At 54.9% G+C, this 18,982-nt stretch carries 19 protein-coding genes; 7 read left to right on the top strand and 12 right to left on the bottom strand.

Going from position 1 to position 18,982, the window contains the following annotated elements; translation table 11 throughout:
• The first annotated feature begins 207 nt into the window (after positions 1-207).
• Entirely contained in the window at positions 208-942 is a 735-nt protein-coding gene (locus Q8O73_RS10240; RefSeq protein WP_305558060.1) for an SDR family oxidoreductase, read from the top strand.
• A 78-nt stretch (positions 943-1,020) separates the two neighbouring features.
• On the opposite strand, the gene Q8O73_RS10245 is transcribed toward Q8O73_RS10240, so the two are convergent.
• Positions 1,021-3,213, bottom strand: coding sequence for a methyl-accepting chemotaxis protein (locus tag Q8O73_RS10245; RefSeq protein ID WP_305558061.1), 2,193 nt, complete (start codon positions 3,211-3,213; stop codon positions 1,021-1,023).
• 259 nt (positions 3,214-3,472) lie between these two features.
• On the opposite strand from Q8O73_RS10245, the gene Q8O73_RS10250 reads away from it, so the two are divergent.
• Positions 3,473-3,619 carry a hypothetical protein gene (locus tag Q8O73_RS10250; protein WP_305558062.1) on the top strand — a complete coding sequence of 49 codons (147 nt, stop codon included), beginning with the start codon at positions 3,473-3,475 and terminating at the stop codon, positions 3,617-3,619.
• 82 nt (positions 3,620-3,701) lie between these two features.
• On the opposite strand, the gene accC is transcribed toward Q8O73_RS10250, so the two are convergent.
• From accC to Q8O73_RS10265, 3 genes are all read right to left on the bottom strand, one after another.
• Positions 3,702-5,705 (bottom strand): acetyl-CoA carboxylase biotin carboxylase subunit, encoded by a 2,004-nt coding sequence (accC, locus tag Q8O73_RS10255; RefSeq protein WP_305558063.1) that lies wholly within the window; start codon positions 5,703-5,705, stop codon positions 3,702-3,704.
• Between the two features lie 21 nt (positions 5,706-5,726).
• Positions 5,727-7,259 carry an acyl-CoA carboxylase subunit beta gene (locus tag Q8O73_RS10260; RefSeq protein WP_305558064.1) on the bottom strand — a complete coding sequence of 511 codons (1,533 nt, stop codon included), beginning with the start codon at positions 7,257-7,259 and terminating at the stop codon, positions 5,727-5,729.
• 190 nt (positions 7,260-7,449) lie between these two features.
• Positions 7,450-8,166: an ATP12 family chaperone protein gene (locus tag Q8O73_RS10265; protein ID WP_305558065.1), complete on the bottom strand. Its 717-nt coding sequence runs from the start codon at positions 8,164-8,166 to the stop codon at positions 7,450-7,452.
• A 272-nt stretch (positions 8,167-8,438) separates the two neighbouring features.
• Between Q8O73_RS10265 and Q8O73_RS10270 the strand changes: the two genes are divergently transcribed.
• From Q8O73_RS10270 to Q8O73_RS10280, 3 genes are all read left to right on the top strand, one after another.
• On the top strand, positions 8,439-9,461 hold the full coding sequence (locus Q8O73_RS10270; protein WP_305558066.1) for an ABC transporter substrate-binding protein: 1,023 nt from the start codon (positions 8,439-8,441) through the stop codon (positions 9,459-9,461).
• A 114-nt stretch (positions 9,462-9,575) separates the two neighbouring features.
• Entirely contained in the window at positions 9,576-10,361 is a 786-nt protein-coding gene (locus tag Q8O73_RS10275; protein ID WP_305558067.1) for an ABC transporter ATP-binding protein, read from the top strand.
• 20 nt (positions 10,362-10,381) lie between these two features.
• Entirely contained in the window at positions 10,382-11,152 is a 771-nt protein-coding gene (locus Q8O73_RS10280) for an ABC transporter permease (protein ID WP_305558105.1), read from the top strand.
• Positions 11,153-11,225: 73 nt separating this feature from the next.
• Here the strand turns inward: Q8O73_RS10280 and Q8O73_RS10285 are convergent, their stop codons facing one another.
• Positions 11,226-12,050 carry a dienelactone hydrolase family protein gene (locus Q8O73_RS10285; RefSeq protein WP_305558068.1) on the bottom strand — a complete coding sequence of 275 codons (825 nt, stop codon included), beginning with the start codon at positions 12,048-12,050 and terminating at the stop codon, positions 11,226-11,228.
• A 214-nt stretch (positions 12,051-12,264) separates the two neighbouring features.
• Between Q8O73_RS10285 and Q8O73_RS10290 the strand changes: the two genes are divergently transcribed.
• Positions 12,265-12,879, top strand: coding sequence for an HAD family phosphatase (locus tag Q8O73_RS10290; protein ID WP_305558069.1), 615 nt, complete (start codon positions 12,265-12,267; stop codon positions 12,877-12,879).
• 4 nt (positions 12,880-12,883) lie between these two features.
• On the opposite strand, the gene Q8O73_RS10295 is transcribed toward Q8O73_RS10290, so the two are convergent.
• A complete protein-coding gene (locus Q8O73_RS10295) occupies positions 12,884-13,381 on the bottom strand; it encodes an SRPBCC domain-containing protein (RefSeq protein WP_305558070.1) in 498 nt (165 codons plus the stop codon).
• Positions 13,371-14,081: an HAD-IA family hydrolase gene (locus tag Q8O73_RS10300; RefSeq protein ID WP_305558071.1), complete on the bottom strand. Its 711-nt coding sequence runs from the start codon at positions 14,079-14,081 to the stop codon at positions 13,371-13,373. The genes Q8O73_RS10295 and Q8O73_RS10300 overlap by 11 nt, the downstream gene beginning before the upstream one ends.
• Positions 14,082-14,284: 203 nt before the next feature.
• On the opposite strand from Q8O73_RS10300, the gene Q8O73_RS10305 reads away from it, so the two are divergent.
• Positions 14,285-14,557 carry a hypothetical protein gene (locus tag Q8O73_RS10305; RefSeq protein ID WP_305558072.1) on the top strand — a complete coding sequence of 91 codons (273 nt, stop codon included), beginning with the start codon at positions 14,285-14,287 and terminating at the stop codon, positions 14,555-14,557.
• A 44-nt stretch (positions 14,558-14,601) separates the two neighbouring features.
• Here Q8O73_RS10305 and Q8O73_RS10310 read toward each other — a convergent pair whose 3' ends face one another.
• The 5 genes from Q8O73_RS10310 to Q8O73_RS10330 all read right to left on the bottom strand — a co-directional run bounded on the left by Q8O73_RS10310 (position 14,602) and on the right by Q8O73_RS10330 (position 18,838).
• Positions 14,602-15,660 carry an RluA family pseudouridine synthase gene (locus Q8O73_RS10310; protein ID WP_305558073.1) on the bottom strand — a complete coding sequence of 353 codons (1,059 nt, stop codon included), beginning with the start codon at positions 15,658-15,660 and terminating at the stop codon, positions 14,602-14,604.
• Positions 15,657-16,049: a fluoride efflux transporter CrcB gene (gene crcB / locus Q8O73_RS10315; RefSeq protein ID WP_305558074.1), complete on the bottom strand. Its 393-nt coding sequence runs from the start codon at positions 16,047-16,049 to the stop codon at positions 15,657-15,659. The genes Q8O73_RS10310 and crcB overlap by 4 nt, the downstream gene beginning before the upstream one ends.
• Positions 16,050-16,113: 64 nt before the next feature.
• Positions 16,114-16,644 (bottom strand): DUF1499 domain-containing protein, encoded by a 531-nt coding sequence (locus Q8O73_RS10320; RefSeq protein WP_305558075.1) that lies wholly within the window; start codon positions 16,642-16,644, stop codon positions 16,114-16,116.
• Between the two features lie 173 nt (positions 16,645-16,817).
• Positions 16,818-17,423, bottom strand: coding sequence for an FMN-dependent NADH-azoreductase (locus Q8O73_RS10325; RefSeq protein WP_305558076.1), 606 nt, complete (start codon positions 17,421-17,423; stop codon positions 16,818-16,820).
• A gap of 104 nt (positions 17,424-17,527) precedes the next feature.
• A complete protein-coding gene (locus Q8O73_RS10330) occupies positions 17,528-18,838 on the bottom strand; it encodes a replication-associated recombination protein A (RefSeq protein ID WP_305558077.1) in 1,311 nt (436 codons plus the stop codon).
• Positions 18,839-18,982 lie beyond the last annotated feature (144 nt).

Below are 18,982 nucleotides of genomic sequence, written 5' to 3' on the forward strand. Positions count from 1 at the left end.
ACCCCGGCACGGTAAAGGCTCTGTCTTGTATATTTAAGATGCGGGCGACGTCACATAAAGACCCAAACATTATTAAAACGTCGCACTGTGGAGGATCGTGCAATTTTCCCGGTGCTCTGTGTATTCAACAAAATCGCCCTGTCCCGCACTATCCGCGCAGTTCACAGCGGGAAGCATCCTTTCCCGTTCAACAAAGCGGAGACGATCATGTCGAATATTGCAAACAAGGTTATCCTGATCACCGGGGCCAGCAGCGGCATTGGCGAAGCCACCGCCCGCCTTTTGGCTGCCAATGGCGCCAAAGTCGTCATGGGCGCACGGCGGACCGACCGGCTGGAACAAATTGCCGCCGACATTCGCAAAGACGGCGGTCAGGTCGATTATCGGGCGGTTGATGTCACCAATGCCGACAATGTGGAGGCATTTGTTTACTTCGCCCAAAAGCTGCATGGCCGGGTTGATGTGTTGTTCAACAATGCCGGGGTGATGCCGCTTTCGCCAATGAATGCGCTTAAAACCCGCGAATGGGACAATATGATTGATGTCAATATTCGCGGTGTGTTGAACGGCATTGCCGCCGTCCTGCCCCTGATGGAAGAACAAGGCAGCGGGCACATCATCAATACCGCCTCGATCGGGGCGCATGTGGTGATGCCGACCGGGGCGGTTTATTGCGCCACCAAATATGCCGTCTGGGCAATTTCCGAAGGATTGCGCCAGGAATCCACCCATATCCGCGTGACTGTCATCTCGCCCGGTGTGGTTGAAACCGAACTGGGCCACGACATTACCGATCCGGCAGCCCAGGGGGCGCTTAAATCCTTCCGCGAAATCTCCCTGACCCCCGATGCAATTGCCCGCGGCGTTCTGTATGCCATCGACCAACCGGCATCGGTCGATGTCAACGAAGTCATCATCCGCCCGACCGCCAGCGCATTTTGATAGATCATCATCGCATGATGAAATAGAAAAGCCGCCGGTGAGGTTTCTCATCGGCGGCTTTGTTACACATGATCAAATCTATCTTCGTACCGTCTCCAGAAATTCATCGACCTGACTACGCAGCAGAATACCGTTTTTCTCCAATTCTCCCGCGGCATTGAGAACCTCACCCGCGGCAGCACCTGTTTCGCGGGCGGCACCGGTCACACCGTCAATATTCGACGATACTTCTGTCGTCCCTTGCGCTGCCTGCGCAACATTTCGGGAAATTTCATGCGTCGCGGCAGACTGTTCCTGAATTGCCGAGGCAATGGTCGTTGAAATTTCGTTGACGCGGCTGATTGTCTCCGTAATCTGCTGGATCGCATCAACCGAACTGCTTGTCGCCCCCTGAATAGAACGCACCTGAATGGCAATTTCCTCGGTGGCCTTTGCCGTTTGTGTTGCCAGCGTTTTCACCTCCGAAGCCACCACGGCAAATCCCTTGCCTGCTTCTCCGGCGCGGGCAGCCTCAATCGTCGCGTTCAGCGCAAGCAAGTTTGTTTTGCCGGCGATATCATTGATCAGCAAGACAACTTCACCAATTTTTTGCGCCGCATCGCTCAAACCACGCACTTTTGCGTTGGTATCGTTCGCCTGCTGTACGGCAGACGAAATAACCCTGTTTGATTCTTCAACCTGAGAGCCAATTTCCTGAATAGAAGCAGACAATTCCTCCGTTGCGGCAGCAACCGTCTGAACATTCTTGGATGTCTGCTCGGAGGCTGCGGCCACGACGGCCGATTGTTCGCTGGTTTCATCAGCCGTCGATGACATCGATTTCGCGGTGGATTGCAGTTCCGTTGCCGCTGTCGTCACACCCGACACCAGCCCGCCGACAGAAGACTCAAACCGATCCGCCATTTCATGCAAGGCTTGGCGCCGCTCTTTTTCTGCCTTGGCCTGATCTTCTGCGCGTTGTGCGATATTCTGTTTGAGATCTTGAAGCATTTTGCGCAAGGCTTCAGCCAGCACACCGACTTCGTCAGCCTGCTCGACACTCAAAGTCTGTTCAAGGTCGTTCCGCGCAATTCCGTTTGCAAAATCGGCGCACGTCCGGATCGGCCTTGCAATCCCGCGTGCGGCCAAGACGATCAGGGCAATGGCAACAAGTGCAATCAGCAGCCCAACACCAATTGACCAGATGGTGCTGCTGGTCGTGCGCACTTGCATCGAAGCAGCCAGCTCATTGACCGTTGCACTGACAACGGCACGCGGCACTGAAATTAAAACGGCCCACGTTCTATCTGATTGTCCCAGTCGTACCGGCGCAAAGACATCAATATTGGGCGATGCCGGATCATCGCGGACAACACCCTGCCCGTTCTGCACAGCATCAAATCCCTCGCGCCAGTCCGGATCAACAGCCGACGTCGCCTTTCCAATAGAATCCGGGCTTGCACTGTTGGCAACAATCAGCCCGTCATTCCCCAGAATGGCAACATTTCCCTGGCCATCAAACAACGATGTATCAACTCTCTCCGCCAGCTTCTGGACAAAGTCCAGGTTGTAATCGGCACCGGCAACCCCGACAAATTTGCCATCTATCGTAACAGGAACCGACATCGTTGCCAGGAACACCGCCTTACCCTGAACGATATAGGGCAACGGACCCAGAATGTTTTCCTTTCCGGTGCGCGACGGGCTTATATACCAATCGCCCTTAATCAGTCCGTTGGGGTGTTTATCGCTGCTGTCATATTCGACAAGCGGCTGAATCGCGATTGTGCCATCCGCCCCGCGCGTCCAATAAGGCAGGAAGCGGCCTGTCATATCCGCTCCCACATCCTTCTTTCCCTTAAACGCTGTATCGTTTCCGTCCAGCGCATCGGGTTCCCATGCGGAATATGTGCCGTTAAACGCCGGGTTTTGTTCCAAAACACTATGCAGAACAGCATTCAACTGACTACGGCGTTCCTCTATCGGCGTTCCGGTTGTGTCATTCTCGGCCAACACTGAAAAAGTGTGTGCCATAGTCCGCGCAGCATCAAGACCGACTTCCAGTTCGGCCCTGATTCTCAAAGCCTCCCCTGTGGCGCGGTTCAGCAAACTTTCCTTGGTCTGTTCACCAACGATTTCCATAACCTCGGTCGTGAAATAATCGTTGGTGAATCGGGTGGATATCAGATTGTACAGCACCAGCACCGCAATGGTTGTCACCAGACAGGCGCCAGAAACCAGTGCGATTTTCAACTGAATCGAACGTATAGATGACAAAGAAAATGACGACATTTCAGACCCCTAATGGCAGGAAGCGATGCAACCCTTGACTATACCTTAGGGCAGTAAACCATACATATGTATATGACGTTGTTGACCCATATCAATTTGGGATTTTTTTTAATTAGAACATCTCAATAATAACTTTGAACAAGGGGATGATATTGAAAGAATTTCAGTCCGATTTTTGTATATCGGATTGCCAGCCACCCCATTCCCTTCATGCGACAGAAATCGTCGCGACCGCGCACAAATCCGGCTTTACCGATCCGTGGGGGCCCAGAGGGCGCTTAAATCCTTCCGCGAAATCTCCCTGCCCCCCGATGCAATTGCGCGTGGCGTTCTGTATGACATCGACCAACCGGCATCAGTCGATGTCAACGAAGTCATCATCCGCCCGACCGTCAGCGCGTTCTGAACAATCAGAACCGCATGATGAAACAACAAAGCCGCCGGTGAGTCTCCTCACCGGCGGCTTTGTTACCCGGTCTGTCCGGCAATCAGGCGTCTTCTTTTTCAAACTCGATAATAATCGCATCAACCGACAGGTTACTGCCCTGCTCGGCATGGATTTTCTTCACAACACCCTTGCTTTCGGCCTTCAGCACATTTTCCATTTTCATGGCTTCAAGGATGCAAAGCTCCTCGCCGGGCTGAACGGTTTGGCCTTCGGCCACCGAAACCTTGACCAAAAGACCCGGCATCGGTGACAGCAGGAAGTTCGACATATCGGGCGCGGCCTTGACCGGCATCAGTTTTTGCAGTTCCGCCACACGGGGGCGCAAAATCTTGAAACTGCGCTGAACCCCGTTGGCCGACAGGCGATAGCCAATGCCCTCGCGGTCAATCTGCACACAGACACTTTCACCGTTGATATCACCGACAAACAACGGGTCGCCAATGTTCCAGTCCGACGAAACGCCAAAACTTTCATCCTCAATGGCGACAATATACTCGCATTCCTCGCCGTCAAATTCGATATCAAACGGCACATGCAGATCACCCGATACCGCGACCCAGCTTTCGGGCACCTCGATGCCATGATCATTGACCTGGCCGGTGATGTCCGCATCGCGTTCGGCGGTGCGTTGATGAATATAGGCCGCCACCGCAACCAGCAAATGCGGGTCATCGGCGGGCAAATCATCAGTCGAAAAGCCATTGGCATATTCTTCGGCGATGAAATTGGTCGAAAGCCGCCCTTCCTGAAACCGCTTGTTGGCCATCACGGCGGCAAGAAACGGAATATTGTGCGAAATCCCCCGGATATAATAGGCATCAAGGGCGGTGCGCATATAATCAATCGCCGCGTCGCGCGTCTCGCCATAGGTCACCAGCTTGGCGACCATCGGGTCGTAAAACATCGAAATTTCGCCGCCTTCAAACACGCCGGTATCAACCCGCACAATGTCGCTGTCGGCAGGCGGTTGATAGCGCACCAGACGGCCGGTAGATGGCAAAAACTCGCGAAACGGGTCTTCGGCATAAATGCGGCTTTCCATCGCCCAGCCGGTCAGTTTGACATCCTCCTGCGCCAGCGTCAGATGTTCGCCGTCCGCAATGCGGATCATCCATTCCACCAGATCCTGCCCGGTCACCAGTTCGGTCACCGGATGTTCGACCTGAAGCCGGGTATTCATTTCCAGAAAATAGAAATTCTTGTTGCGATCGACGATGAATTCCACCGTACCCGCCGAACAATAATCCACCGCCCGCGACAGGGCGACGGCCTGTTCGCCCATCGCCTTGCGGGTTTCCGGGTCGATAAAGGGCGACGGGGCTTCTTCAATCACTTTTTGATGGCGGCGCTGGATCGAACATTCCCGTTCGCCCAGATAAATCACATTGCCATGTTTGTCGCCCAGAACCTGAATTTCAATATGGCGCGGCTGTTCAATGAATTTTTCAATGAAAACCCGATCATCGCCAAAACTCGATGCCGCCTCGGATGTCGAACGGGTAAAGCCTTCGCGGCATTCCTCATCGTTCCATGCCACCCGCATGCCCTTGCCGCCACCGCCTGCCGATGCCTTGATCATCACCGGATAACCGATATCGCGCGCGATTTTAACGGCCTCATCGGTATCCTTGATGATTCCCATAAAACCCGGCACGGTCGAAACACCGGCCTCGGCCGCAATTTTCTTGGATGTGATTTTATCGCCCATCGCGGCAATCGCACCAACCGGCGGCCCGATAAAGGCGATGTTTTCGGCCTCAAGTGCTTTGGCAAAAGCCTGGTTTTCCGACAAAAAACCATATCCCGGATGCACGGCCTCGGCCCCGGTCTGTTTGCAGGCCTCAATCACCCGGTCAATCAGAAGATAAGACTGGTTGGACGGTGCCGGGCCAATGCGTACGGCCTCATCGGCCATTTGCACATGCAGGGCGTTTTTATCAGCATCGGAATAAACCGCGACGGTTTTAATGCCCATCTTGCGGGCCGATCTGATCACACGGCAGGCAATTTCGCCACGATTGGCAATCAGGATTTTCTGGAACATCTTCGGTGTCTCCCCAATGCCTTAAAGCGGAATGTTGCCGTGTTTTCTGGCCGGATTTTTAATGTCTTTGGTACGTAACATCGCCAATGCTTTGCCCACCCGGCGGCGCGTGCCGTGCGGCATGATGACATCATCGATAAAGCCCTTGCGGCCCGCCACAAACGGATTGGCAAATTTCTGGCGGTATTCTTCGGTGCGGGCCTCGATCTTGGCCGGGTCGTTCATATCGGCGCGGAAAATGATTTCCACCGCCCCCTTGGGCCCCATCACCGCGATTTCGGCGGTCGGCCAGGCATAATTGACATCACCACGCAAATGTTTGGACGCCATCACGTCATAGGCCCCGCCATATGCCTTGCGGGTAATCACAGTCACTTTGGGCACCGTCGCCTCGGCATAGGCATACAGCAATTTCGCGCCATGTTTGATGATCCCGCCCAGTTCCTGTGCCGTGCCGGGCATGAAACCCGGCACATCGACAAAGGTGACAATCGGAATATCATAGGCATCGCAAAACCGCACAAACCGGGCGGCCTTTTTGGAACTGGCGATATCAAGGCACCCGGCCAGAACCATCGGCTGATTGGCAACAATGCCGACCGTGCGGCCATCGATCCGCGCCATGCCGATGATGATGTTTTTGGCATATTCGGGCTGGATTTCATAAAAATCGCCCTCATCCACCACCTTGTGAATCAGTTCTTTCATGTCATAGGGCATGTTGGGATTTTCGGGCACCAGCGTATCAAGCGAAAAATCATCGCGCGTTACCGGGTCTTCGCAATCCCGTGCCGGTGGTTTTTCGCGGTTTGACAGCGGCAGGAAATCGATAAAGCGCCGGGTCTGCAACAAAAGATCAATGTCGTTTTCAAAGGCCAGATCGGCCACCCCCGATACAGTGCTATGCGTGATCGCACCGCCCAGCTGTTCATGGGTGACTTCTTCATGGGTCACGGTTTTGACCACATCCGGGCCGGTCACGAACATGTATGAACTGTCCTTGACCATAAAAATAAAGTCGGTCATCGCCGGGCTATAGACCGCCCCGCCTGCGCATGGCCCCATAATCAGCGAAATCTGCGGAATAACGCCCGATGCCTCGACATTGCGCTGAAACACATCGGCATATCCGGCAAGGCTTTCGACCCCTTCCTGAATACGCGCCCCGCCGGAATCATTGATCCCGATCACCGGTGCGCCGACCTTCATCGCCTGATCCATGATCTTGCAAATCTTGCGGGCATGTGCGCCCGAAAGCGCGCCGCCAAACACGGTGAAATCCTGGGAAAACACAAACACCAGACGGCCATTGATCGTGCCGTGCCCGGTAACCACACCATCGCCGGAAATGCGGTTATCCTGCATGCCGAAATCAACGCAATCATGTTCGACAAACATGTCCCATTCTTCAAAGGAACCGGGATCCAGCAAAACATCCAGCCGTTCACGCGCCGTCAGCTTGCCCTTGGCGTGCTGGTTATCAATGCGTTTCTGCCCGCCGCCCATGGCGGCACTGGCGCGCATTGTTTCAAGTTTGGCGATGATTTCCTGCATGCTGCCTGATCCTTTTATAGCCGCCGAACGTCGCCCAAACAGGATGGGACGTTTTTGCGAGAAGATCAAATAGCATTATTCGGTACTGGAATGCCAATTATTTTTGTGGTGCTTCCGAAATACCAGACACCGGAAAATCCCTGAATTCCCTAACGTCGGATCAAAATACCACGCCACGCTGGACTAAAGTCTAGCCGCGCAACAATTCCAGAAACCGCCCTGCGGCCAGAAACTCGGCTTTCTGGCGCTGGCGACGTTCCATCGCCTCGGCATCCTCGCCCCAACGTTCCATGGAATAGCTGTCATCAATCTGGGCGATGTCAAACACCTCGGCGGGGGTAATAAACCCGCGCAACATCGCCAGACCGATAATCACCGACCCCGATATGGTGGTAACAGTATGCAGCGCCGTCAGTTCGTTATCATCAAGGCTTTCAATCGCATCTTGCAGATGCAAAAGGGCGGCATCATCCTGTGCCACCGGCATAACACCCTGCGTCACCTTTAATGCAACATCCAGTTCCCGTGCCGCCCAATCCAGCAAGGGCTGCCATGCCTTGGCCTGCCGCGTGACAAGTTCCTCGGGAAAATCGGCGCGATAACATAAAAGATCGCTGCGGCCATAGCCGGTCAAATCACCAATCACCGCCATGCGGTTCGGCACCACCCGGTCAATCACCGTGGCGGCAAGCTGCATCATTGGCATGCTGGATGGCACGATATGATCGCCCTGCCCGTCCCATTCGGCGGCAATTGCGCGGGCCAGTGCCTCTGATGTCAGGACAAAATCCGCCCGCCCCGGCGATTTGACCGCCCGGCCATCCAAATGAATGCGCCAGCCCGGCGCAAGATCATCGCGCACGGCCTCGGCTTTTTGATAGAAACGTTTCAAATTCTGGGTTTGCATTCAGGCGATATGCCGAAATCCGGACAATTGCGCAAGCATTTTGATCCCAAAAGCAGCAATCCCGACGATTATCAATTTTTCATGTATAATTTTTGATCACTTTCCCCCATTGACCAAATAATAAACATCCGTACAGTTTCAGGCATAACCTGCGGATTTTGGCCTTCTGGCCCGGTCTGATATAAGATGGCACGGTCTTTGCTGTGTATTTATGGGTTCTAATGAACAATCTGGTCGCCGCAGATGCGGCCGTTAACAGGAGACTTCGACAGATGGCGAAACTGGGAGCAAAGTTGCTATCGGCAACTTTTGGGGTTGCGATTGCGTTGGGCGCGCAATCGGCATGGGCGCAAACCGCCATTAAATTCACCCTCGACTGGAAATTTGAAGGCCCGGCCGCGGCATTCATGCTGGCGAAAAAGAACGGTTATTTCGAGGCCGAAGGACTGGATGTCACGATTGATTCGGGCAACGGTTCGGTTGGTGCGATCACCCGTGTTGCCAGCGGTGCCTACGATATCGGCATGGCAGACATCAATTCGACGATTGAATTCAACGCCGCCAATCCGGACCTCGCCATGAAGGCGATGTTCATGATTTATGACCGCCCGCCCTTTTCGCTGTTTGTCCTGAAATCCAGCGGCATCACCAAACCCGAAGACCTGATTGGCAAGAAACTGGGCGCGCCGGTGTTTGATGCCTCGCGCAAACTGTTTCCGGCCTTTGCCCAGGCAACCGGCCTGAAACTCGATGATGTAACGTGGGAAAGCATGGACCCGCCTCTGCGCGAACCGATGCTGCTGCGCGGCGATGTTGATGCGATTGCCGGGCATTATTTCACCTCGGTGCTGAATTTAAAGGCACAGGGCGTTGGCCTTGAAGACCTGACCGCCCTGAAATATGCCGATTACGGCATGGATTTTTATGGCAACGGCCTGATCGCCTCGCCCGCCATGATGGAAAACAACCCCGAAGCCCTGCGCGGGTTTCTGCGTGCCGTGGTCAAGGGATGGCGTGATACCGTTGCCGATCCGCAGGCCGCCATTGTCGCCTTGCAGGAAGCCGACCCGCTGATTGATCCGGCGATTGAACTCGAACGCCTCAACATGGTGATCACGGATAATATCCTGACCCCCGATGTTCTGGAAAATGGCATGGGCCCGATCAAAACCGACCGTATGGCCAAGGCCATCGAACAGGTATCGCTGGCATTTGGCATTGCCAATCCGCCAACCGTTGGCGATATTTTCACCGACATCTATCTGCCCGGTGCCGAAGACCGCAAACTGAAATAACGCAATACGACGCATCATAACACCGGGTTCGGGCCTGTGATTATCAGGTCCGAACCCTTGTCATGCAGTGCTGCCGAAAAGACGAAAACACGGGGAAAGGCGGGAAAATCCGACATGTCGAAAAGTTTTGTCGAACTCAGCAATGTCACATTGCGCTATGGCGACGATGCCGATCTTGCGATGGACACCACCAATATGAAAATCGCCAAGGGCGAATTCATTGCCGTGGTCGGCCCCTCGGGGTGCGGTAAATCATCCTTGCTGAAACTGGTGTCGGGCCTGATGCCGCCCAGCGACGGCACGGTGATTGTCGATAACAAAGAAGTCGCCGGGCCGCTTAAAATTGTCGGCATGGCCTTTCAGAACCCGACATTGCTGCCGTGGCGCACCACGCTGGAAAATGTTTTGCTGCCGCTGGAAATCGTCAAGCCGCACCGCAATCTGTTGCGCAAGAACAAGGCCGAATATATCGACCGTGCCCGGCAATTGCTGGCGACTGTCGGGCTGGAAGGATGCGAAGACAAATATCCGTGGGAATTGTCGGGCGGCATGCAACAACGCGCATCCCTGTGCCGGGCGCTGATCCATGAACCGGATTTGCTGATGCTTGATGAACCGTTTGGCGCCCTTGATGCCTTCACCCGCGAGGAATTGTGGGACATTCTTCAGGCGCTGTGGATGCGCAAACCCTTTACCGTGATCCTTGTCACCCATGATCTGCGCGAGGCAGCCTATCTGGCTGATACCATTTATGTGATGTCGAAACGGCCCGGTCGCATTCTGGTGGCGCGGGAAAATACGCTGGCGCGTCCGCGCGATCAGGAAACCACCTTTACCCCGCCCTTTATTGATCTGGTTCACGAATTACGCAGTCACATCCGTGACGTGCGGGCCGCCTGAACGAAGGGGCAGGGAAAATGATGCAAAAGAAAAAAGACTTTTCAAAAGCCATGCCGTGGATCAGCACCATCGCGCTGTTCGCCTTCTGGGAACTGGTGGTGCGGCTGTTTGCCATTCCCGAATATGTATTGCCGACCCCCTCGGCCAGCATCATCATGGGATGGCAATTCAAGGCCGCGATCTGGATGCATGCGGTCCATACGCTTTATACCACGCTGGCCGGATTTGCGATTGCCGTGGTGTTCGGGGTGGTTCTGGGGGCACTGGTCGGGTCCAGCAAGCCGATCTATACCGCCGCCAATCCGTTGCTGGTCGGGTTTAATTCCGTGCCCAAGGTCGCCCTGGTACCGGTACTGGTCATGTGGTTTGGCATTGGCACCACACCGGCGATTATCACCGCCTTTCTGATCTCGTTTTTCCCGATTGTGGTCAATGTCGCCACCGGGCTGGCAACGCTGGAACCGGAATTGCGCGATGTGTTGCGGTCATTGGGGGCAACGCGCCGCGATATTCTGGTCAAGGTCGGCTTTCCGCGTGCCCTGCCCTATTTCTTTGCATCGCTCAAGGTTTCGATCACGCTGGCCTTTGTCGGGTCGGTGATTTCGGAAACCGTGGCCTCCAATCTGGGAGTTGGCTATTTGATGTTGTCGGCCTCGTCGCGGTTCAACATGCCGCTGGTTTTTGCCGGTTTGCTGGTAATTGCCGCCATGGGGATTGCGATGTATGAAATTTTCAACATCATCGAACGGCGCAGCACCAAATGGGCCAACCGCGCCAATCCGACAAACTGATCATTCTGCAAGATCATAAAAAAAGGCCGGGGTTTGAACGCCCCGGCCTTTGTCATCTCTGCGGCCCGTCCAATCAGGACAGATGCGTATCAAAAAACGCCTTGGTGCGGTCCCAGGACAGCATCGCATCTTCGGCGTCATAACGCCCCCCGGTCGGATTGGCAAAAGCGTGATCCGCCTCGTACCAGTGAAATTCGTAATCGGTTTTCCCGGCTTCTTTCAGCGCTTCCTCAAACCCGTCAACCATTGCGCGATTGATCGATTTATCAAGGGTGCCAAAATGCCCCAAAATCGGCGCGTTCAGGCTGGCGACCTGTTCCGGGGTTTTGGTGACATTGCCATAATAAATCACCGCTGCATCAACATCGGTGGCAAGGGCGGTATTAAGCGACCATCCACCGCCAAAGCACCAGCCGACCACACCAACCTTGCCGTTCGACGCCTCATGCCCGCGCAGAAATGCTACGGATTCTTTCAGCTTTTCGGTGGCGACCACCGGGTCAACCGCCTTCATCATCGCCATCGCCTGATCCGGGGTGGTGGCCGCCGCCCCGCCATACAGATCAACCGCAAGGGCGACATAGCCCTGATTGGCATATTCGGCGGCGGCGGCGCGGATCTGGTCATTCAATCCCCACCACTCATGGATCAGGATCACCGTCGGGGCCGGGGTCACCGCAGGCAGGGCGACTTCGGCATTCATCGTCACCCCGGTCGGGCCGGTGATCGTGACTTTTTTCAGGGTCGATCCAGCAGCATGGGCCAAAATCGGATCGGCCAGCACCACTGCCAGCGGCAAAACCGCCAGACCTTTCAGAAACAATCGCCGTTCCTCATCGGTTGCCTTGGGCGGTGGCCCCATATGATCATAAGACCCACATCCATCAAGCTTGCACATTATTGCCTCCTGTTCATTTTATGATTGCAAAACAGTCCGTCAAAGAAAGTCCGTTGGCAAGTCACAGTCCTGTTAAGACCATTGTTTTAATGATTTTGATACGCGCCAAAATCCTTTGCAGATCAAAAACCATCGTCCCTTCCGACAAAACAGGACTTGCCGGGCGCAAGGGGAATTGCGTAAACAGGCATCACACATCACAAGCGGGGATATCATGCGCGAAGTCGAAACGGTTTTGTTTGATCTGGGCGGGGTTCTGGTCGATTGGGACCCGCGTTACCTGTATCGCAAGATTTTCGATGACAGCAAGGATATGGAATATTTCCTGACCGAAGTCTGCCATCCGCACTGGAATGTCCTGCATGATTCGGCATCGCTGGAATTTGCCACCAGCATTCCCGAACGCCAAAGACGTTTCCCCGACTATCACGATCAGATTGCCGCATGGGTGGATCGCTGGCCGGAAATGCTGGCCGGGTCAATTGACGGCACGGTGCGCCTGCTTGAGGAAATCAAACGCAAGGATGATGTTCGGCTATTCGCCCTGACCAACTGGTCCCATGAAACATGGAAATATGCGCTGGAAAAATTCGCGTTTCTGGAATTGTTTGAAAATATTCTGGTATCGGGTCAGGAAAAAATGGCCAAACCCGACCCACAGATTTTCGACCTGACGGCACGCCGTTTTGGCCTGACACCTTCGGAAACGCTGTTTATCGATGACAATATGAACAATATCCAGCAGGCCCGCGAAATGGGATTTCAGACCCACTGGTTCCGCGACCCGGTCACCCTGCGCCGTGAATTGATGGAACGAAACCTGCTGTAAACAGTCAGGCCGGTTTGCGCAAATAATTGGCGAAACATTGCCCGAAAACATAGGGCCAGCCGGTGACATAGCTGTCCCGGATCGGGGTTGCGATTTCCCCCAGATTTTCCCATTCCCAATGCACCAGCCGGATTTCGCAATGCCCGAACCGGTTCTGGTCAAAGGTGACGCTGATGCGGGTATAATCGCCCGCATCCCACCCCGGATGCCAGGTAAAGGATAATTGTTCCCCCGGCAGCCAGATTTCAATCTCGCCCCAGATCACCGGGGCAATCCCCTGTGCGGTTTCAATAATCTTGCCGCCCAGCCCCGGGCGCATTTCAAGGCCGGTGCATTTTTCCTTGGACAAGGAATGGCTGGCAATCGGCCACCATTTGCCAAAATCCCCGGAAAAAAGCGCAAAGGCCCGGTCAGGATCAACCGGGGCGGTGATTTCAACAGTTACCGGGTCCAGCATGGCCATGCCGCGATCCGGGGCCGGTGGTATATTTTCAGGCGACATATCGGTTTTCGTCCCATAATTCATCCAGCATCGCGGGCAACTGGTCAAAATGATCAATCACCGCATGCGCCCCTGCCGCGGTCAGGGTTTCAACATCGTGATAGCCCCAACTGACCCCGATGGACAGCATCCCGGCGGCCCGGCCCATTGCCATGTCAAAACTGGTATCGCCCACCATCGCGCCAAAACGGGCATCAACCCCGGTTTCCATCATCGCCGCATCCAGCATCGACGGATGGGGCTTGGACGGATGATTGTCGCAGGTTTGCAGGGTGACAAAGCGTTTTTCAAGATTGTTGCGCGCCAGAACGGCGTCCAGCCCGCGCCGCGCCTTGCCCGTCGCTACCCCTGCCAGCCAACCGCGCCGGTCCAGATGGTCCATCACATCGACCACGCCGGGATAAAGCGGTTCGTGAAAATCCGGGGTCTGGCGCAATTCAAAAAACGCCGATTTGTAACTGTTGGTGATCGCCTCGATCCTGTGATCTTCCAGAACCACGTTATGGCCGACATGAAGGGCCAGTGTCGCAATCGCTTCGGGCAGGCTTAACCCGATGATGGTTCGGGTATGATCAAGGCCGGGCGTCGCCAGCCCATGCGCGGCAAAGGCATGATCCATGCAATGGGTAATGGCGTGCTGGCTGTCAACCAGCGTCCCGTCACAATCAAAAACCACAAGCCGCAGCGCATCCGTTGTCATCGGGTCATCCTGATGGGAAATCACAATCCATGATGTTGTCTAACCGATCCCGCGCCAAAGATCGAGTCCTGCGGCACACCATTGCAAACCGTTCTAAAACCCCCGGCAAGCCTCGAAACCCGCAGTTGAATTTATGTAACTTTGAAGGATGAAAAACAGGGCGTATGCTACATATTCAACCCCCGATAAAGGGAGGGTCGTCCATGTTAACCCTGAAAGACTGCATCGATTTTAGCGACCTGAGCGAAGACGAGATTTGCGCCATCGCCGAATATGAACATATTCCCCTGATCAGTGCGCTGGAAGAAGGCGAATGCCTTGTTCACAGCAAGGGCGGTTGCCGCCAGATCGCCACCATGATCCAAAAACAGGTCCATATCTGTGAACGGGCAGGAAATGCAACCCATGCCCGACATCTGCAAAGCGTCCATGACAAATTTGTCGCCCAACATGACGCAGGCCGCGCTGCAATGTGACGACATTCTTTCGCATCGTCACATCTTTTTCTTTTGGCCCGGTACTAACTGTACCGGGTCGCGTTTTTGTCGCGATGGATTTCCGGTGTCAGGAATTTGGTTGCGGTTTCCGGATCAAAATTCAGGGTTTTGATACTGGCGCGGAAATGGTCGGGCAGCGGCGCATCAATGATCACGCGCTGCCCGGTGACGGGATGCGGGAAATCGATGGCGCGGGCATGCAGATGCATCTGGTTGGACAGGCCATCGCGAAACGCATTGGCCCCGCCATATTTGCCATCGCCCAAAATCGGACAGCCGATTTCCATGCAATGCACACGCAACTGATGGGTGCGCCCGGTCAGCGGCGACAGGGCCAGCCACGCCGCCTTGCGGCCGGATCGTGCCAGTTGGCGATACACCGTCTGGGCCGGTTTGCCGTTTTTGGGATCAATGACGACTTTTTCGCCGCCCTTGCCTTCCTGTTTGCCCAATGGGGCGTCAATCATGCCTTCGCGTTCGTCCGGGGCATTGACCACAATCGCCCAATACAGTTTGCGCGTGGTCTTATCCTTGAACGCCTTGGTCAGGGCATGCGCCGCCGAGGCGGTCCGTGCCAGCAACAAAACACCGCTGGTATCCTTGTCAAGGCGATGCACCAGTTTCGGGCGTTCCTTGCTGTCGAATTTCAGGGAATCCAGCATGCCGTCAATATGACGCGATGTATTTGTGCCGCCCTGCACCGCCATGCCGGACGGCTTGTTGATCGCCAGCACATATTCATCGACAAAAATCACCGAATCCTTCAATGCCTGCACATCTTCGGGGCGGATTTCAACCCGCGATGGCGCGGATTTATACGGGGTATGTCCCTCGCCGTCATCATCATGCCACGGGCCAAACCCGCCGCCCGACATCACAGGCACCGGCGGCACGCGCACTTCCTGCCCGGCTTCCAGACGCTGCCCGGCCTTGGCACGTTTGCCATCGACGCGGATTTGCCCGCCACGCAACAGTTTCTGAACCTGCCCAAAGGTGAAATCCGGGCAATTGCGTTTGAACCAGCGATCCAGCCGCATTTCGGCTTCGTCGGATGCGACCTTGCGCAGGGTAACGCCACTCATTGAAATACTCCGCGTGCCAAAATCATGGCACCAAAAAAACCGATAATGCCCAGCCCGACCGACACCGCCACGTAAATCGCCGCCAAGGCAAGATTGCCACGATCATACAGGGTCGCAAAATCAAGCGAGAATGTCGAAAATGTCGTAAAGGCCCCCAGAAACCCGGTAATCATAAAAGCCCGCATTTCCGGGCCAAACGACCATTTCAACGCCCCGATTTCAATCAGCAACCCGATCAGGAACGACCCGGCGATATTCACCGTCAAGGTTCCCCACGGAAAGCCGGTGCCAAATGTCACCCCCATAAAGGACGTGACCCCATAACGGGCCATCGCCCCCAATGCGCCACCAAGGCCGATACATGCAAACAAAACCGGTGAAAACTGCATGGCGCGGAACCTATTCGTTCAGGGGTTAAATGTCACGCAGGAAAAGCGCATGGCTGTGCCGCCTTCATCCCGTCGTGTTCCGGCCTTCGCCCACAATATCACGCAGCGCCGTCAGCCATTTTTTCAGGCGTTTTTCATTCGCCCCGAAATCACCACTGCCATAAACCGACCGGCTAAAGGCCAATATCTGGCTGTGATCCTCATCCAGCGGCACAATGCGGATATCAATCCAGTCCGGAAACCGCATAACGGGGGTCCGGATCAGAAGACGCATTTCCAGTGTGCGGGGATTGCGTTCAACAATCACTGCCTTGCTGTTCAGCGCGACTTCTTCGACCCGCGACAATAACTGGGTGGCGGCAATGTTGAAAACCGGGCTGGTCATCTGGCGGTCCGCATCTGGCGGACACAAATCCCCGGCACAAACCAGAAAAAAGGTCGGATCATCGGGCAGTTGCATATCGGCCGAAAACACCACGGCATCGGGTTCGCCCGACGTAAACATGGTTTCAAGCAACCCGCTGAACCGGACGACAGCAAAGGTCAGACCGGCAACACATAACAACCAGAAGACAACAATCAACGTCCGCTTCACCTGATACTCCCCATCCTGATGCGCCAGCAGTAACGCAGCAGATGCTAAACTCCGGTTAAGAGTTTGTCCCCGACATCAAGAGTATCACCAAAAATAAAAGACCGATATCCAAACAGATACCGGTCTTTCCTGTCATCACAACGTTGGGGCCGTTGGATTATCGAAACTGAAAATCAGGCTGCGTTGGGCAGCGCAACCGTTTCGATGGCATTCACCGCCTTGGTCATCGCCGCATCGGCATCAACGGCAAAGCCCGAAGCATCAATCACGGTCACATCGGTAATGCCCAGAAACGCCAGAAACTGTTTCATATAGGGGGTGGCGAAATCGGCCGGGCTGTTGACCGGCACACCGCCGGTCGAAACCACCAGATAGGCTTTCTTGCCTTCAATCAGGCCTTTCGGGCCATTTTCGGTATATTGGAAAGTCACACCGGCACGCGCCACCAGATCGACCCAGACCTTAAGGCGCGACGGGATGCTGAAATTATACATCGGCACGCCAATTACCAAAGTATCGGCGGCGAACAGTTCAGCGACCAGCATGTCGGACGCCGCAATGATCTTTTTCTGATCTTCGGAACGGTTTTCCGCCGGGGTGAAATACGCGCCGACGATTTCGCCATTCAGGGCAGGAATGCTGTGATCATTGACATTGCGCACAACCACATCGGTTGCCGGATCGGCGGCGACAATACGATCAACCAGTTTGGAACTCAGTTGCAGCGACTTGGAATTGTCGCCATTCACCGAGGTATCAATCCGCAAAACAACAGCCATGAGAGTCTCCACAAATAAAAGATTTGAATGTTGGAGACCAGCTTAACCGTTTCTCGAAAAATGATTATCCTGTCTGTTTTCACCAAATTGTTTCTGAATAATGCCTAATTTTTATCGCTGTTTTTGTGCCGTTCGCGGCGCAGTCGATCAAAATAGGCAACACGTTTTTGCAAATCGCGTTCAAAGCCGCGTTCGACCGGCTGATAGAATTGTTGGCGGCGCATGCCGTCGGGGAAATAATTCTGCCCGGAAAAACCGTCTTTTTCATCATGGTCATAGGCATATCCCTGCCCGTAACCGATATCTTTCATCAATTTTGTCGGCGCATTGAGAATATGGGCGGGTGGGGTCAGCGACCCGGTATCACGCGCCACCTGCAATGCCCGTTTATAGGCGGTATAACCCGCATTGGATTTCGGGGCCAGCGCCAGATAAATCACCGCCTGCGCCAGTGCCAGTTCGCCTTCGGGGCTGCCCAGACGTTCATAAGCTTCCCACGCCCCGATGCAAATCTGCTGGGCCTGCGGATCGGCAAGGCCGATATCCTCGACCGCCATCCGTAATAACCGTCTGGCAACAAATTTCGGATCCTCGCCCCCTGCCAGCATGCGGTTAAACCAGTACAGGGCGGCATCCGGGTCCGAACCTCGCACCGATTTATGCAATGCACTGATCAGGTTGTAATGGCTGTCATCCCCCTTGTCATAGATCGGCATGCGTTTTTGCACGACCCGCGACAATCCGGCTACGCCCAGCGGCCCGTCATCACCGGGCGGCAGGGCAAACAATTCTTCGGCAAGGTTCAACAAATACCGCCCGTCGCCATCGGCCATCGCACGTAAGGTCAGGCGCGCCTCGGCCGTCACGGGCAATTCAAATCCCATTTCCTGTTCGGCCCGCACCAGCAATTCTTCCAGCGCCCCATCATCCAGCCGTTTCAGCACCAACACCTGACAGCGCGACAGCAAGGCGGCATTGAGTTCAAACGACGGATTTTCGGTGGTCGCCCCGATCAGGGTTATGGTGCCGTCTTCGACATGCGGCAGGAAACTGTCCTGTTGCGCCTTGTTGAAACGATGAATTTCATCAATGAATAACAGGGTTGCCGCCCCGGTGGCACGGCGGCCCTTGGCACGGTCAAACACCTTGCGCAAATCCGCCACCCCGGAAAAAATCGCCGATAACGGTTCAAACGCCATATCGGCAATATCGGCCATCAGACGCGCCAGCGTGGTTTTGCCACAACCGGGCGGCCCCCACAACACCACCGACGGCACCCGCCCGGTTGTCATCATGCGCGTGATCGGGCCATCCTCGCCAAACAGATGCCCCTGCCCGACCACTTCGGTCAGTTTGGCCGGGCGCAGCCGGTCGGCCAGTGGCCGTGACACCTGATTTTCAAACAGCGATACCATTCATTGCCTCGATCTTCTATCCGCCAGCCTGTCGGAACCTATCACGGTGTTTCACCGGGTTACAGGGGCAAACATCATGGATGGCTTGCCTGCCGGTTGCAGGGGCGCTAAGAACAATGCTGTGCCCTATTCCCGATATTTTCC

Origin of the sequence: Thalassospira sp. (assembly GCF_030690045.1) — a bacterium.
Classification (GTDB): domain Bacteria; phylum Pseudomonadota; class Alphaproteobacteria; order Rhodospirillales; family Thalassospiraceae; genus Thalassospira.

What these genes read in the sequence shown, in the direction of transcription:
- Q8O73_RS10240 (WP_305558060.1), top strand. Translation starts at nt 208, where the DNA reads ATGTCGAATATTGCAAACAAGGTTATCCTGATCACCGGGGCCAGCAGC.
- Q8O73_RS10245 (WP_305558061.1), bottom strand. Translation starts at nt 3,213, where the DNA reads ATGTCGTCATTTTCTTTGTCATCTATACGTTCGATTCAGTTGAAAATC.
- accC (WP_305558063.1), bottom strand. Translation starts at nt 5,705, where the DNA reads ATGTTCCAGAAAATCCTGATTGCCAATCGTGGCGAAATTGCCTGCCGT.
- Q8O73_RS10260 (WP_305558064.1), bottom strand. Translation starts at nt 7,259, where the DNA reads ATGCAGGAAATCATCGCCAAACTTGAAACAATGCGCGCCAGTGCCGCC.
- Q8O73_RS10265 (WP_305558065.1), bottom strand. Translation starts at nt 8,166, where the DNA reads ATGCAAACCCAGAATTTGAAACGTTTCTATCAAAAAGCCGAGGCCGTG.
- Q8O73_RS10270 (WP_305558066.1), top strand. Translation starts at nt 8,439, where the DNA reads ATGGCGAAACTGGGAGCAAAGTTGCTATCGGCAACTTTTGGGGTTGCG.
- Q8O73_RS10275 (WP_305558067.1), top strand. Translation starts at nt 9,576, where the DNA reads ATGTCGAAAAGTTTTGTCGAACTCAGCAATGTCACATTGCGCTATGGC.
- Q8O73_RS10280 (WP_305558105.1), top strand. Translation starts at nt 10,382, where the DNA reads ATGCAAAAGAAAAAAGACTTTTCAAAAGCCATGCCGTGGATCAGCACC.
- Q8O73_RS10285 (WP_305558068.1), bottom strand. Translation starts at nt 12,050, where the DNA reads ATGTGCAAGCTTGATGGATGTGGGTCTTATGATCATATGGGGCCACCG.
- Q8O73_RS10290 (WP_305558069.1), top strand. Translation starts at nt 12,265, where the DNA reads ATGCGCGAAGTCGAAACGGTTTTGTTTGATCTGGGCGGGGTTCTGGTC.
- Q8O73_RS10295 (WP_305558070.1), bottom strand. Translation starts at nt 13,381, where the DNA reads ATGTCGCCTGAAAATATACCACCGGCCCCGGATCGCGGCATGGCCATG.
- Q8O73_RS10300 (WP_305558071.1), bottom strand. Translation starts at nt 14,081, where the DNA reads ATGACAACGGATGCGCTGCGGCTTGTGGTTTTTGATTGTGACGGGACG.
- Q8O73_RS10305 (WP_305558072.1), top strand. Translation starts at nt 14,285, where the DNA reads ATGTTAACCCTGAAAGACTGCATCGATTTTAGCGACCTGAGCGAAGAC.
- Q8O73_RS10310 (WP_305558073.1), bottom strand. Translation starts at nt 15,660, where the DNA reads ATGAGTGGCGTTACCCTGCGCAAGGTCGCATCCGACGAAGCCGAAATG.
- crcB (WP_305558074.1), bottom strand. Translation starts at nt 16,049, where the DNA reads ATGCAGTTTTCACCGGTTTTGTTTGCATGTATCGGCCTTGGTGGCGCA.
- Q8O73_RS10325 (WP_305558076.1), bottom strand. Translation starts at nt 17,423, where the DNA reads ATGGCTGTTGTTTTGCGGATTGATACCTCGGTGAATGGCGACAATTCC.
- Q8O73_RS10330 (WP_305558077.1), bottom strand. Translation starts at nt 18,838, where the DNA reads ATGGTATCGCTGTTTGAAAATCAGGTGTCACGGCCACTGGCCGACCGG.